This is a genomic window from Acinetobacter sp. YH16032, from assembly GCF_013417345.1.
Taxonomy (GTDB): Bacteria; Pseudomonadota; Gammaproteobacteria; order Pseudomonadales; family Moraxellaceae; genus Acinetobacter.
In genome coordinates this window covers 18,237-33,676 of the sequence record NZ_VPEE01000030.1, presented here as the reverse complement: position 1 = coordinate 33,676, position 15,440 = coordinate 18,237, and the positions used below count along the sequence as shown (strand labels likewise).

Annotated in this window: 15 protein-coding genes; 2 read left to right on the top strand and 13 right to left on the bottom strand. The window is 39.7% G+C overall.

Annotated elements, in window-relative coordinates; genetic code table 11:
* Positions 1-149: 149 nt before the first annotated feature.
* The 8 genes from FTV32_RS13135 to FTV32_RS13100 all read right to left on the bottom strand — a co-directional run bounded on the left by FTV32_RS13135 (position 150) and on the right by FTV32_RS13100 (position 5,866).
* A complete protein-coding gene (locus FTV32_RS13135; RefSeq protein ID WP_180028897.1) occupies positions 150-446 on the bottom strand; it encodes a cyd operon YbgE family protein in 297 nt (98 codons plus the stop codon).
* 1 nt (position 447) lies between these two features.
* Complete coding sequence (cydX, locus tag FTV32_RS13130) at positions 448-549, bottom strand: cytochrome bd-I oxidase subunit CydX (RefSeq protein WP_035266590.1); 102 nt, start codon at positions 547-549, stop codon at positions 448-450.
* A gap of 26 nt (positions 550-575) precedes the next feature.
* A complete protein-coding gene (cydB, locus tag FTV32_RS13125) occupies positions 576-1,721 on the bottom strand; it encodes a cytochrome d ubiquinol oxidase subunit II (protein WP_180028896.1) in 1,146 nt (381 codons plus the stop codon).
* 1 nt (position 1,722) lies between these two features.
* Positions 1,723-3,303, bottom strand: coding sequence for a cytochrome ubiquinol oxidase subunit I (locus FTV32_RS13120; RefSeq protein ID WP_035266593.1), 1,581 nt, complete (start codon positions 3,301-3,303; stop codon positions 1,723-1,725).
* Positions 3,303-3,494, bottom strand: a complete 192-nt coding sequence (cydP, locus tag FTV32_RS13115; RefSeq protein ID WP_092768467.1) for a cytochrome oxidase putative small subunit CydP — start codon at positions 3,492-3,494, stop codon at positions 3,303-3,305. The genes FTV32_RS13120 and cydP overlap by 1 nt, the downstream gene beginning before the upstream one ends.
* Before the next feature lie 410 nt (positions 3,495-3,904).
* Positions 3,905-4,519 (bottom strand): OB-fold-containig protein, encoded by a 615-nt coding sequence (locus FTV32_RS13110; protein WP_092768423.1) that lies wholly within the window; start codon positions 4,517-4,519, stop codon positions 3,905-3,907.
* A gap of 17 nt (positions 4,520-4,536) precedes the next feature.
* Positions 4,537-4,845 (bottom strand): Rieske (2Fe-2S) protein, encoded by a 309-nt coding sequence (locus tag FTV32_RS13105; protein WP_171076765.1) that lies wholly within the window; start codon positions 4,843-4,845, stop codon positions 4,537-4,539.
* 16 nt (positions 4,846-4,861) lie between these two features.
* The gene (locus FTV32_RS13100; protein WP_180028895.1) at positions 4,862-5,866 is read right to left on the bottom strand and encodes an adenosine kinase; all 1,005 of its coding nucleotides are present in this window, start codon (positions 5,864-5,866) and stop codon (positions 4,862-4,864) included.
* 258 nt (positions 5,867-6,124) lie between these two features.
* On the opposite strand from FTV32_RS13100, the gene FTV32_RS13095 reads away from it, so the two are divergent.
* Both FTV32_RS13095 and FTV32_RS13090 read left to right on the top strand, forming a co-directional pair.
* Positions 6,125-9,064, top strand: coding sequence for an insulinase family protein (locus FTV32_RS13095; RefSeq protein WP_180028894.1), 2,940 nt, complete (start codon positions 6,125-6,127; stop codon positions 9,062-9,064).
* A 73-nt stretch (positions 9,065-9,137) separates the two neighbouring features.
* The gene (locus FTV32_RS13090; RefSeq protein WP_257227636.1) at positions 9,138-10,229 is read left to right on the top strand and encodes a phospholipase A; all 1,092 of its coding nucleotides are present in this window, start codon (positions 9,138-9,140) and stop codon (positions 10,227-10,229) included.
* 40 nt (positions 10,230-10,269) lie between these two features.
* On the opposite strand, the gene FTV32_RS13085 is transcribed toward FTV32_RS13090, so the two are convergent.
* From FTV32_RS13085 to FTV32_RS13065, 5 genes are all read right to left on the bottom strand, one after another.
* Positions 10,270-10,905, bottom strand: coding sequence for a CoA transferase subunit B (locus FTV32_RS13085; RefSeq protein WP_180028892.1), 636 nt, complete (start codon positions 10,903-10,905; stop codon positions 10,270-10,272).
* A 3-nt stretch (positions 10,906-10,908) separates the two neighbouring features.
* Positions 10,909-11,613, bottom strand: a complete 705-nt coding sequence (locus tag FTV32_RS13080; protein ID WP_092768413.1) for a CoA transferase subunit A — start codon at positions 11,611-11,613, stop codon at positions 10,909-10,911.
* Positions 11,614-11,691: 78 nt separating this feature from the next.
* Entirely contained in the window at positions 11,692-12,624 is a 933-nt protein-coding gene (locus tag FTV32_RS13075; protein WP_180028898.1) for a hydroxymethylglutaryl-CoA lyase, read from the bottom strand.
* The gene (locus FTV32_RS13070) at positions 12,624-14,618 is read right to left on the bottom strand and encodes an acetyl/propionyl/methylcrotonyl-CoA carboxylase subunit alpha (RefSeq protein WP_180028891.1); all 1,995 of its coding nucleotides are present in this window, start codon (positions 14,616-14,618) and stop codon (positions 12,624-12,626) included. The genes FTV32_RS13075 and FTV32_RS13070 overlap by 1 nt, the downstream gene beginning before the upstream one ends.
* Positions 14,619-14,631: 13 nt before the next feature.
* Positions 14,632-15,432: an enoyl-CoA hydratase/isomerase family protein gene (locus tag FTV32_RS13065; RefSeq protein ID WP_180028890.1), complete on the bottom strand. Its 801-nt coding sequence runs from the start codon at positions 15,430-15,432 to the stop codon at positions 14,632-14,634.
* Positions 15,433-15,440: the final 8 nt, after the last annotated feature.

The following is a 15,440-nucleotide window of genomic DNA, read 5'->3' as shown; positions in this document are numbered from 1 at the left end:
TTAATGGAGAAATCTAATCGGTATGTTATACCTGAGAGAAGAGTGAGGAGTTATCCAAGGGTTGTAAAAGGAAAACCTCAAAAATACCCAAGAAAAAGCCAGTCAATCTCTTAACTGACTGGCATTACTCATAGAGGGCTTTTTATAAATTAAGTGAACAGCCAAGTATAGTAACCATAAATCATTAATGGCCATGCTACAAATGGGCTAAATAAATACTTCCATATCCAATAACGTGGTATAAACCCTATGCCATGGATAAAACCACCAGATATTCCAATCATAATCAGCATCATGGCACGGTGACTGTAATGACCACTTGCATCCAACATTAGACTTGGGTGGATGAGTAATATGGTTGCGAGAGGCAATGCCATCAGAAATGAAATGATCATTGCAAATGAGTATTTACGTTTTTCAGAATTTGACATCGCAAGCTCACTCATTTCATTCACCATCTAAGTCTTGATGTTGTTCCATGTAAATGGCTGCAAGTACACTCGCGAAACATGCCATTAACACACCTAGTATCCATGCGAAGTACCACATAATTTTCTCCTAACAGTGATTCGGTTTTAATACAGACTATGCGTGTGGTCTTGAATATGTTTCTTGGTAATCACACCCCACATTTTGTAGTAACACCAAGTGGTGTATGCCAAGATCAGTGGAACAAAAATACATGCAGCAACAGTCATTACTGAAAGCGTCATTTGGCTAGATACTGCATCCCACATCGTCAAGCTAATGTTTGGATGAATACTAGATGGCATCAGGAATGGGAATAGGGCAAAACCAGCAGTGAGAATTGAGCCAATCACAGCGAACGATGTACCCACAAAGCTAAGTCCCGCTTTATTTTTAGACGATGCTAAAACCACAATTATTCCTCCGATAATTGCCATCACCGGTGCCAATATTGTGATTGGATAAATAGAATAATTGTTCATCCAACCATGATTGGCATCAGTAAGTACTTCTTTAGCGAGTGGATTAGCTACACCATTCGTATCATAAGGGGTTACAAGTGTGTAGCCTTCGATATTGCCGAAATATAACCAAGCACCAGCACCGATAAAACAGATGAGAAAAAGAATACCCATATATCGTGTAGCTTGAGCAGAGCGTGTTCTTAATGCACCTTCAGTGCGTAGCATTAACCATGCACCACCATGCGCAGCAAGCATGGTCAAACTCACCAATCCACAGACCAAGGCAAATGGATTTAAAAGTGCAAAGAAGCTTCCTGTGTAACTTGAACGAACAGTTTCATCAAGTGTAAAGGGGACGCCAAGGAACATATTGCCAAAAGCAACACCAAAAACGAGTGCTGGTACTGCGCCGCCAATACATAAGCCCCAATCCCAAGCATTACGCCATTTAGTATTTTCGAGCTTAGAGCGATAGTCAAAACCAACAGGTCTAAGGAATAAAGCAAATAATACGAGTAACAGCGCCCAGTACATACCCGAGAAAGCTGTTGCATATACCATTGGCCAAGCTGCGAAAAGTGCACCACCCGCCGTAATAAACCACACCTGGTTTCCATCCCAATGTGGTGCAATGGTGTTGATAGCAGCACGACGCTCTTCATCGTCTTTACCGACGAACGGCATCAGTGCCATAGAGCCCATATCAAATCCATCAGTCAAAGCAAACCCAATAAGGAGGACGCCGACCAATACCCACCAAATGATTTTGAGAAGTTCATATTCAATCATGTTAAATCTCCTCAGTTGACTTATTGGCTGCTGCTAGTTTTTCGAAATGATACTTTCCAGTATGTAAAGAGCTTGGTCCTAGTCTTGAGAACTTGATCATTAAATACATTTCTATGATGAGCAGCACTGTATAGAAAGCAGCGAGTGCTAAAATTGAACCCCATACATCCGCTGAACTAATACTTGATGCAGATAGGTGTGTTGGTAAAACTTCACCAATAGTCCATGGTTGACGACCAACTTCAGCAACGTACCAACCTGTTTGAGCTGCAATCCATGGAAGTGGAAGGGCGATCAGTGCAAACTTGAGCAACCAAGTTTTATTTTCAGCATTACGTTTCATGACGGCATACGTTGCAAGAATGAACAACAAGAGCATTAAGAAACCTGACGCCACCATCGCTCTAAATGCCCAAAATAAACTTGGAACATGAGGGATAGTATCTAAAGCTGCAGACTTAATTTGTTGTTCAGTAGCATCAACCACAGTTGGTGTGTATTTCTTCAACAATAGACCATAACCCAAATCTTTTTGAGTCTCGTCAAATGCGGCTTTGAGTTCTGGTGATTGATCTCCAGCGCGAAGTTGTTCAAGCTGTGCATAAGCGACCATACCATTACGGATACGTTGCTCATGTTGTGCGATTAAATCTTTGATCCCTGTGACTTGTTCAGTTGTAGAGCGAGTCGCAATTAAACCCATCACATATGGAATTTTCACAGCATAATCTGTTGTTTGCGTCTCGGGATTGGGGATACCAAATAATGTGAATGCAGCTGGAGCTGGATGTGTATCCCATTCTGCTTCAATTGCAGCGAGTTTAGTTTTTTGAACATCACCTAATTCATATCCTGATTCATCACCCAGTAAAATTACGGATAATGTCGAAGCAAGACCGAAAATAGCAGCAATGGCAAATGAACGACGGGCAAAGGCCAAATCACGTTTTTTAAGTAGGTAATAACTTGAAATTGCCAATACAAAAATTGCACCAGTCACGTAACCCGCAGAAACAGTATGGACAAATTTAACTTGTGCCACTGGGTTAAAGATTAGTGCGGCAAAATCTACCAGTTCCATACGCATGGTTTCATAGTTAAATGCGGCACCGACAGGGTTTTGCATCCAACCATTTGCAACCAAGATCCAAAGTGCTGACATATTAGAGCCTAAAGCCACTAACCATGTCACACATAAATGTTGGACTTTAGAAAGACGTTCCCAGCCGAAAAAGAATAAACCAATAAAAGTAGATTCTAAAAAGAAGGCCATTAATCCTTCGATTGCTAATGGTGCACCAAAAATGTCACCTACATAATGTGAGTAGTAAGCCCAGTTTGTACCAAACTGGAATTCCATCGTTAGTCCAGTGGTTACCCCTAAAGCAAAGTTGATCCCGAATAACTTACCCCAAAACTTGGTCATGTCTCGGTAAATCTCTTTACCTGTAATGACGTAGGTGGTCTCCATGATGGCAAGGATAAATGCCAAACCTAGAGTGAGGGGTACAAATATAAAGTGATACATTGCGGTCATTGCAAATTGAAACCGCGATAGATCGACCACGCTTTCAGAAATCATCAACGTGTCTCCTTCATTTTAAGTTCGCTGCCCGTAATTCGTTCAGCGACTTGATGGTCAAAGTTTTTGGGAATGGTAGGTGCATCAAACCAAATATTTTTAATCACGATAAGAATGATTACTTTGATAATAAGAATCAAAGTAATCTCTTTGATTAAATTTTTATTTAAACTTGAAGTTTTAATCATCATATTTAAATGCATTATTTAAATCTATTCTAAATATTATTATCTTTTTTTCATTTAAAATAAATACTTTATAGTCATAAATATTTTTAATATAAAAAATATAATAAAAACAATAGCTTGATGTTTTGATTTTTAATGGTATTAAATCCGACTAAAATGGTTATGTTTAAAATAAAATAGACTAAATTACTTGGTATTAATATTTTAATTCCAACTAAAATAATGGGATTGTTGTTTTAAAGCTTATTAAATTGGTTGGTTTTAAATCTGATTAAAATAGTTGGTTATAAAGATTTTATTAATTTTATATAATCGTTGAGTTGATTGGATTTAAATTTAATAGGCGTCAAAAATACCTTGAATGAACTATTTTCAAATCAAATGCATATAATTGAAGTGGGGGTAATAGCTAATTAATGCTGATCAACATTGAAAAGTTGATTTGTTTTGGCAATTTTTTTAGCAATAAAATGAGATCTTTTTGCACGGATCAGGAGGATTTGAGATTGAAATTCAAGTTCCCCAAACTCTGGTTCAACTTGTACATAATGTAATTGACCGAATTCATCGCGAACGCGTGCTTGAGCAGAGAAACCAGGTCGTGCATTACCACTAGAAACAGTTGCTAGTCGACCAAGCAAATTTGAGTGCTCTGATTTGTATTTGGGTTTGATTACTTGATCCAAACAATGAATCATAAATACCGTAAAGAAGATTGCGATAATTAAAGCGGGTAATAAAACATAGTACCAAGCTAGAAAGGCTTTCTGGCTTGCAAATACAATGAGCTGAAGAAAATATCCAGCAAAACTAAAATTGATCAGAAAAAAAACAAGAATGAGAACTTTGGAAAATTTAACTTGAAGCAAAGGAAGGCGAATAAGCCAATAAGGTGTTAATTTTTTTATAAATTGACTAGGTCTTAAGCCAAAAAAATAGCCTAAGGTTTCAGCCATGCTGAGCATTAGCAATGCAAACACGCACATATGAAATGGCATTAAATCAATTTCCATTAAAAATGCCAGCATGTCCTTCACCTCATGACTTAAGATTCTAAGTAAATTCCACCATCAGAATGAACTTTAATCTCGACTTTTTCTAAAGATTCACCTTGGCATGGGCCTGAAATGCACACACCAGTTTCTACATCAAATAAAGCACCATGAGTAGAGCATTCAATGAACTCTTGATCACGATCTAAGAATTGATTTTCAAGAAACTCGAGCTCAACTTGCAAATGTGGGCATACATTTTGATACGCATAGAAGCAACCATCTCGTTGCGTAATGAAAATGTTGTCACCATTTTCAGTTTCAAAAGATCGAGATTCTCTTTCAGGAATGTCTTCAGTCATGCAAATTTTATTCATTTTATGCGACTTCTATTTGAAATTCTTTAAGAAGTTTAGCGTAATCAGCTACGTCTAAACGTGGACCAAATTGAGCAACCACTTGGCTTGAGATTAAAATAGCCAATTCAGTCGCTGTTTGTAAATCTTTACCAGCATTTAATGCATATAAAAATGCACCAGAGAAAGCATCACCAGCACCGTTCGTGTCTAAAGCAACAACTTTACGTCCTTTCACTTGAAGTTCAGTTGATTCCGTTGCTACAAGAGCGCCGTCTGCGCCAAGCGTAATAATGACGGTAGAGCTTAATTTTTTAAGTGCAGCAAGAGCATTTTGTAAGCCATCAGTTTGTGTATACATCAATGCTTCTTGTTCATTACAGAATAGAACATCTACACCATCATCTAATAATTCGTCCAAGCCTGTACGCGCATACTGCACCATAGCAGGATCAGAGAGAGTTAACGCAATTTTGACATTATTTGCTTTCGCAATTGCACGCGCTTGCTTTACGGCAGCTCGTGCTGTATCACTCGTAGAAAGGTAACCCTCTATATATAACCATTGAGCGGTTTTTAGCGCTTCAAAATCAATTTGTTCATTACTGAGTTCAGCTGTAATACCTAAGAAAGTATGCATGGTACGTTCTGAATCAGGACTGACCAAAACCATGCAAGTCCCAGTTACGCCTTCACTGATCGAACGTTCAGAGGTTTGTATTCCTGCATCATTTAGACCTTTTAAGTACAACGCTCCAAGATCATCATTGCCGACACGGCATCCATAAAACGCTTGACCACCTAAGGCACTAAAAGCCACTGTTGAGTTAGCTGCAGATCCCCCAGAGGCTTGACCTTTATATTCTTGAGAATTTTTTAAGTTTTGAAATAGACGGGCTTGAGTTTCCCCATCTGTAAGCTGCATAGTACCTTTTTGCAAATTTTGCTCTAAAAGAAATTCATCAGATACTTTGAATTCTTGGTCAATGAGGGCATTGCCAATCGCAAAAAGGTCAACTTTAGCCATGTCTAAATTCACATCACGAAAAAAGAAAACGATTTTACACCAATGCGATTGAATTCAGTAGCGTATAGCTTGATTTTCAAGCTTTAACCCACATTTAATCGAAATGTATCATTTAATTCAGATATAGTTTTATTGATTTAGTTTTAATCTGACTATTTTACTCGGAAAATAGTTGGAGTTTGTTGTATAAATGATGAATTGTATTGAACTATCAGTATAATGATCTTTGTTAAAATTTATGTAAATTAAGGAGCACACATGACCGTAGATGTTACTGAAACCATTCAAAACACCGTTCATCCCGCGTTTCAGTTGGTACGTCAACATCATGTAGCCGCACTCGATATATTAGTTTCAGAATACCGTCATAAAGAAACTGACGCTGTGCATTTTCATCTAGCAACTGAACATGATGAAAATGTTTTTTTAGTTGCTTTCCGTACACAACCGATGGATTCAAAAGGCGAAGCACACATTCTTGAGCATACTGCATTATGTGGTTCTGAAAAATTTCCTGTACGTGATCCATTCTTTTTAATGATCCGTCGTTCTCTAAATACGTTTATGAACGCATTTACAGCTGCCGATTGGACAGCTTATCCATTTGCGACACAGAATAAAAAAGATTTCCAAAACTTACTTTCCGTCTATTTGGATGCAGCATTTGCAGCCAATTTAAACCCTTTGGATTTCGCTCAAGAAGGTATCCGAATTGAGTTGGAAAATGGTGAGCCTGTTTACAAGGGTGTGGTTTTTAATGAAATGAAAGGTGCAATGAGTTCGCCTTCAGATCAGTTATATCACCAACTTGCTCATCATTTATTCCCTAAAACGACTTACCACTATAATTCAGGTGGTGATCCTAAGGATATTCCTGATTTAACTTACGAAGAGTTAGTCAGTTTCTATAAGTCACATTATCATCCAAGTAACGCTATTTTCATGACTTTTGGTAATCAATCTGCCTATGAGTTACAAGAGCAGTTTGAAACTTTAGCGTTATCTAAGTTTAAGAAAGGTCAAACCTTATATTCGACACCAGAAGAGCGTCTAGAAGCACCTATTGAGGTGACAGAGACTTACGCGGTAGATGCTGAAGATTTGAAAGATAAAACCTACCATATACTGGCATGGTTACTTCCTGAATCTAGTGATATTCAACTTCGTTTAGGCTTACGTTTGGCTGAAGGGATCTTATTGGAAGATTCTGCTTCACCATTACGTCACTATTTAGAAACGTGTGGTTATGCTCAATCTACAGGACCAATTTTAGGTCTTGATGATTCTAACTATGAAATGACTTTCTACTGTGGTATTCAAGGTTCAAATCCTGAACATGCAGAAACATTCAAAAACGGTGTGTTGAATGTGCTGAACGAGGTTGCCTCGAAGCCTGTAGATCAGTCATTGGTTGATGCGATTTTGCATCAAATTGAATTACACCAACGAGAAATTGGTGGAGATGGCACGCCTTATGGTCTAAGCCTCATCCTCAATGGTTTAAGCAGTGCAATTCATCATAATGATCCAATACATGTTTGGGACGTAGATTCGACCATTGAGCAAGTGAAAGAGCAGTTGAAAGACCCGATGTGGTTGCCTAATCTGATTAAGACCCATTTGATTGATAATCCGCATCGTGTACAGATGACGCTTGTACCAGATGCGAATAAGTCGAAATTAGAGGCTGAAGCAGAAAAACAGCGTTTAGCTGATATAGGCGCACGCTTAACAGATGATGAAAAAGCGGAAATTGTACGCCAGACTGAGGCATTAAATGAAAGACAGGCAACTCCTGATAACTTAGATTTATTGCCGAAAGTTGGTTTAGACGATATTCCTGCCGAACTTCCAGTCGTTCAAGGTCAATTGAGAGAAATCATTTCTAATAACTTAGATACACCCTTGAACTTATACCATGCTGGTACTAACGGAATTTATTATCAACAAGTGATTATTCAAATTCCTGATCAAGTCGTGAAATCACCTTACTTTAACTTACTCTCCGTGCTCATGGGGGAGGTTGGTGCAGGTCAATATAATTATTTAGAATTACAGCAATTACAAACAGCGGTAAGTGGTGGCCTTGGTATGGGGGCATCTCTACGTAGTAAAGTTGATGATAAAGGTAAAATTAGCGCATTTTTAACGCTGACAACCAAATCGCTTGCCCACAAACTAGATACGATTCAATTGTTAAAACTGGCATTTGAGAAACTACGTTTTGATGAAAAGGACCGTATTATTGAACTTTTACAACAGCGTAAGACGCGTTGGGCATCCCGTTTGTCTGGTTCTGGACATAGCTATGCCATGCAGATTGCTTCTCGTAATATGAGTGCATTGGCATTACGTGATTATAATAATACCGGCTTAGGTGCGCTTAATTGGCTGAGCGAGCTTGTGCAAAGCATTGAAACAGATGAACAAGCATATGCGAACCTCATTCAAGAGTTGCAAAATATTCACCGTTTGTTGTTACTCGCGCCTAAACAGTTCCTACTGGTCTGTGAAGAGCAACAGTCTGAACGTTTAATTGAAGAAATTCAAAATGTTTGGGATAAACTTGAAGTGAAGCGTGAGCCAGTGCATCTTGCTGAAGTTAATTTTGAACAAACGCAAAATGACGAAGCATGGCTGATTCAATCCAATGTCCAATTCTGTGCTTCAGCTTATCCAGCTGTTGAAGTTTCTCATCCGGATGCAGCTCCGTTAATGGTGCTTGCGGCTTATCTACGAAATGGTTTCCTGCACAGTGCAATCCGTGAAAAAGGAGGCGCTTATGGCGCTGGTGCAAGCTACGATGGCAATGCTTGTGCATTTAGATTCTATAGTTATCGTGATCCACGTTTAGCAGAAACTTTCCAAGATTTTGAAGCAAGTATTGATTGGTTATTGAATACTGAACAAAAACCACACCAACTTGAAGAGGCGATTCTTGGTCTTGTATCAAGCATGGATAAGCCTGGTTCTCCAGCAGGTGAAGCAATTACTGCATGTTATGCATTATTGCATGGACGTACGTCTCAATTCAGAAAAACTTTACGAGAGCGTTTGCTCAATGTAACGTTAGATGATCTAAAACGTGTAGCAGAAACGTATTTAGTGAATCAAAAACCAACGAAGGCTGTTGTAGCACCAATGGCTAAAAAAGAGCAACTTGCAGAACTTGGATTTGCAATAAAACAAGTGAATTAAAATTATAAATGGGGCTTTGCCAATGCGAAATAGAATAAAACGTTCACCAATATGGTTGGGTGTGTCGTCGTTCATGTGTTTGCCTATACAGACTGTCTGGGCAACAGATGTGGTACCAGCGAATCCCGCGTCACCACAAGCGTGCGTTGCACTTGATTCAAATGCAGAGCGTTTAGCCTGTTATGATGCATTGTTCAAAGCCCCTGAACTTGAGCAACCTACTTATGTTTCTGAGCGTCAGGCTGCGCGTGAAATACCAGCACCGCAGGTTGAACCACAGGATTTAAAGTCTAAAATCGAACAAAAAGTTGAAAACTTGTTTTCGGTGGAAGGTCCTGTAATTACACCGAATTCATCGTTGCTTGATAAACGATGGGAATTGGCTGAAGACAGTAAATTAGGTACATGGAATATACGTGCACATCAACCTGTATATTTACTTCCTGCATTTTGGACGTCTGATAAGAACGAATTTCCATCGAGCCCAAACCCTCAAAACACCGTAGAAGATGATCAAAACCTTAAGTCTTTAGAGTCTAAGTTTCAAATTTCACTGAAAACCAAAGCTGTTGAAAACTTAATCGGGAATAATGGCGATATTTGGTTAGGTTATACCCAGTCATCTCGTTGGCAGGTTTACAACTCTGAAGAATCACGACCATTTCGTGAAACGAATTATGAACCTGAAGCAAGTATTGTGTTTCGAACCAACTATGAATTTTTAGGTTTAAATGGTCGCTTACTCGGTTTAACGCTAAATCATCAATCAAATGGACGTTCGGATCCTTTATCACGTAGTTGGAACCGTGTGATGCTGAGCTTAGGATTTGAGCGTGATAATTTCGCTATGATGATTCGACCTTGGTATCGAATCGAAGAAGATTTCAATGATGATAACAATCCTGACATTAAAAACTATATTGGTCGTGGTGATTTAACGACTTTTTACCGTTGGAATGATCATGATTTTAGTTTGATGTTAAGACATTCACTTAAGGGTGGGGGTGATTCTCGAGGAGCTGTTCAATTTGATTGGGCATTTCCAATCAGTGGCAAACTTAGAGGCCATTTTCAATTATTCGATGGGTATGGTGAGAGTTTGATTGATTATAATCATCGTGCTACCTATGCAGGTATTGGCGTCTCTTTAATGAATGCTTTCTAAATAAAAAAAACCACGCTTAGACGTGGTTTTTTTAGCGATCTTATTGCGATTGAATTAGGGGAACTCCAGTCACTGTCTGTATCTCATCAAAGTTGACGTCATGAGCCAGTTCTATCAGTTTTACCCCTTGAGGCGTGATATCCAAAACCCCTAGATCTGTAATCACGCGATGAACGACTGCTTTACCTGTAAGGGGCAGTGAACATTGCGGAACAATTTTTGGGGTGCCATCTTTGGCACAATGTTCCATCAGCACGACGACTTTTTGTACGCCAGCCACCAAATCCATTGCTCCTCCCATACCTTTGACTTTTTTCCCTGGAATCATCCAATTCGCAAGATCACCTTGCTCAGAGACTTCCATAGCGCCAAGTATAGCTATATTCACGTGCCCACCACGGATCATGGCAAATGAATCAGCACTGGAAAAGAATGCAGCGCCTGCTCGCGCCGTAACAGTTTGCTTACCCGCATTAATCAGGTCAGCATCTACGCTTTCTTTTGTTGGAAATTCGCCAATTCCCAGCAAACCATTTTCAGATTGGAGCCAAACATTGATATTTTCAGGAATATAGTTCGCAACCAATGTAGGCAATCCAATCCCTAAATTGACATAAAATCCATCTTCAAGTTCCAAGGCAGCTCGTTGTGCCATTTCATTACGCGTCCATGCCATAACTTATGCCTCCGCCTTTAAGGTCATTTGTTCGATTCTTTTTTCTGGTGTGGTGTTAAGAACGATACGATTTACATAAATGCCGGGCAAATGTATCGAATCGGGATCGAGCTCACCGATCTCTACAATTTCCTCAACTTCAGCGACTGTGATTTTCCCAGCCATCGCACAAACGGGATTAAAATTTTGAGCTGTTTTCCTAAAGATTAGGTTACCTGCCTTATCTGCTTTATACGCTTTGACCAAAGCGACATCTGCAGTTAAAGAGGGTTCTAAAATATATTCTTTACCATTGAACTCACGTACTTCTTTACCTTCTGCAATCAACGTACCTACGCCTGTTTGGGTAAAAAATGCAGGAATCCCAGCTCCACCAGCACGGAGTTTTTCAGCCAAAGTGCCTTGAGGGGTTAGCTCGACTTCAAGTTCACCATTTAAGTATTGTCGCTCAAATTCTTTATTTTCTCCGACATAGGACGAGATCATTTTTTTAATTTGTTTTGTTTCGAGTAGTAATCCCAAACCAAAACCATCTACACCTGCATTGTTTGAAATACAAGTCAGCTCTTTAGCTCCTGTTTGTTTCAGGGCAGCAATCAAAGCTTCAGGAATACCACATAAGCCAAAACCGCCAACAGCTAAGGTTTGACCATCTTGAATGATATCGTTCAGTGCACTTTCAGCACTTTCATACACTTTGTTCGTCATTGAACACCTCATTGTATTTTTATTTTGTTCATCCTGAATCAGCTTCCGATCTTCATCATTTCATAATGCTGATACGTACTAAGCACATTTTTTTTGCCAATACGCATTGGCATAGTTAGATGGATTGTTTCGTTGCAAAACTTGACTAATGTTACGACTCGCAAGCATCAGGGCATCTAGGTCAATGCCAGTTTCATAGCCCATATTGGACAAGAGATAAAATAAGTCTTCAGTGGATACATTACCCGAAGCACCTTTGGCATAAGGACAACCGCCAAGTCCTGCAATCGATGAGTCAAATATGCGGATGCCTTGTGTCAGTGATTGATAGATATTGGCAATTGCCATGCCGTAGGTATTGTGAAAATGACCAGCTAAAAGTTGTGGTTCAATTCGTTCAAAACATGCATTCCAAACTTTGGCAACTCGATCAGGTGTAGCTGTGCCGATGGTTTCACCCAAGGATACTTCGTAGCAACCTAGATCAATTAACTTTGCACTGACTTCAGCAACCTTAGATGGATCAATTGGACCTTCATAAGGGCAGTCGACGATACATGAAACGTATCCGCGTACTTTAATATCATGTTGTTGAGCAAGCTGTAATACATCAGCAAACTTCTCAAAACTTTCCTCAATTGAACAATTTATATTCTTTTGAGTGAAACTTTCAGAAGCAGCGGTGAAAACCGCAACTTCTTTACAACCTACAGCTAAAGCTGACTCAAATCCCTTAAGGTTTGGTGTGAGTAAGCTGAACTGGATATCTTCATCATGTGGTAGGCTGGCATAGAGTTGATCACTTTCTGCCATTTGAGGTACCCACTTTGCAGATACACAAGAACCGACTTCGATATTCTTCAAACCAGTTTTCATCAAATCAAGAATAAGATTGCGTCTGTCTTCGAATGTTAAGGGTGTTTTTTCATTCTGAAGACCGTCACGAGGTCCAACTTCAACGATTTTCACAAAATTATCGTGATTTGATGTGGTTTGATTGGTTGTTTTCATCATGCCGCATTCTCCTCAGCAGCTTGAAACTCAACCAGCTCATCACCAGCTTTCACTTGATCACCTTGTTGGAAATAAGCTGCGACTACGACACCATCAAATGGTGCACGTATAGCGTATTCCATTTTCATTGCTTCTAACGTTAATAACACGTCATCTTTTTTTACACGTTGATTTGCTGAAACAAATACTTGTGTCACTGCACCCGGCATTGGCGCTTTTAGATTTGAGTCAGATGAGGATTGATCATCTGTATTAAAATTAGCTTTGATGAGTTCAAATTTAAAAGTCTGCCCATTTTTAAAGAGGGTGACCGCATCATTGGTTTTTTTAAAACTGATTTTCTCTTGACCAAAAGAGGTATAGATTGCCATGAGATTTTCATTGAGCAACTGACCTGAGATAGCGTAGCTTTCGCCATCAAGCTGTGCTTCGAACCCTTGTGAAGTTGAGATAAATTCAACTTGATACGTTTGTCCGAGATGTTCAAGTTTTATCGGTGTACGCGCATCAACATTACTTCTCCACAGGGGTTTTGCTTTCCAAACTGGATGGCTTGTACGCTTGGATTCATTTAACTGAGAATGCAGTTCAATAAATGCTGCTGTGACAATTGTTTCAGACGAAGAAGGAGTAGTGGTTTTAAATAGGAACTCATCTTCGCGTTGAATTAAATTAGTATCTAGGTTGGCATTTTTGAAAGAGTCACATGCCACTAAGCGATCTAAAAATGCAATATTGTTGCCTAAGCCTTCGACATGAAAGTGGCTCAAAGCATGATGCATTTGGACGAGTGCTGCTTCACGATTTTCTCCCCATACGATGAGTTTAGCAATCATTGGATCATAGAACGTTGTGATCTCATCACCTTGCACAATGCCACTATCAACACGGACACATTCATTTTGAGTCGGATAATGAAGATAATTAATTTTTCCAATTGCTGGGAGAAATCCTTTCTCTGGCTCTTCTGCATAAACACGAGCTTCAAGTGCATGGCCATGAATTTTTAATTCAGACTGTTGTTTTGGCAAAGGTTCACCATAAGCAACACGTAATTGCCATTCAACCAAATCTTGTCCTGTGATCATTTCCGTCACAGGGTGTTCAACTTGAAGGCGAGTGTTCATTTCCATGAAGTAAGCTGTACCATCTTGCTCAACAATGAACTCAACCGTTCCAGCACCGACATAGTCTACTGCTCGGGCAGCATTAATCGCAGCTTCACGCATCGCTTCGAGTTTAACTTCGGCCATTTTAGGGGCTGGGGCTTCCTCTAGGACTTTTTGGTGACGGCGCTGCACAGAGCAATCACGTTCAAAGAGGTGAACATAATTGCCATGTTTGTCACCAAAAACTTGCACTTCAATATGACGAGGATTGACAACATAACGTTCAATTAGAACGTCATCATTGCCAAAGCTTGATTTCGCTTCACTTTTGCATGAGTTCAGTGCAGGAAGAAAGTCTTCAGCACGCTCAACTAAGCGCATGCCTTTACCACCACCACCTGCACTGGCTTTAATCAGTACAGGATAGCCAATCTGATCAGCTTGTTGTTTTAAGAAATCTGCATCTTGATTGCTACCATGATACCCGGGGGTGAGAGGTACACCTGCTTTTTCCATTAATGCTTTAGATGTTGCCTTTAAACCCATGGCTAAGATGGCAGCCACTGGAGGCCCTATAAAGGTGATGTTGTTTTTTTCACAAGCTTCCGCAAATTGATCATTTTCAGATAGGAAACCATAACCTGGATGGATGGCTTCAGCCCCTGTTTTAAGTGCAGCTTGAATAATACGATCTGCTTGTAAATAACTTTGTGCAGCAGGGGATTCACCAATATAAATAGCTTCATCCGCTAATTTGACATGCTGCGCTTGGGTATCTGCATCTGAGTAAACTGCAACCGTTGCGATACCTAATTTTTGTGCACTACGAATCACACGACATGCAATTTCGCCACGGTTTGCAATGAGAATTTTTTTAAACATATAGAATCCCTTTTTATTGTTCTGCCGTTGCTTGAATCCATGCTGGGCTTTGTTTATTTAAAAAAGCAGTTAAGCCATTTTTGGCTTCATCACCTTGACGTACGTGCGCAATGTGTTGAGCGGTTTGAATCAGTAAATCTTCTGTGACTTCTTGATGATCAACTAAACGAATCAAAGACTTTGATGCAGCTTGAGCTTCAGGACCACCAAGCAAAATTGCATCAATGATTTCCGATACGGTAGCATCCAACTGTTCTGGCTGACAAACTTCATGGACGAGACCAATATGCTTTGCTTGCTCTGCAGAAATACGTTCAGCCGTGAGAAAGTATCGAGATGCTTGACGAGCACCGATGGCACGGATCACGTATGGACTAATCGTTGAAGGTGCTAAACCTAATCTCACTTCTGAAGTGGCAAACTTAGCATCAGTGGTAGCCACACAAATATCGCATGCTGAAGCAAGCCCCATACCGCCGCCAAATGCAATACCATGGACACGTGCGATAGTCGGTTGTTTCAGCGTGGCTAAACTTTGTAACATTTTGGCAAGTTTCAAAGCATCTTCTTCATTTTCCACTTTTGATGCTTGACCTGCTTGCTTCATCCAATTAAGGTCCGCGCCTGCTGAAAAGCTTTTACCACGACCTGCCAAAACGACAACTCGAACGTTATCATCAGCATTTAATGTTGTGAAACAGTGATTCAGCTCTTCTATCACTTGTGTATTGAATGCATTGTGTAATTCAGCACGATTAATCCATACGGTCGCAACTTGGCGTTCAATTTCAAGCTGTAAAAATTCATAACTCATCTCATTTT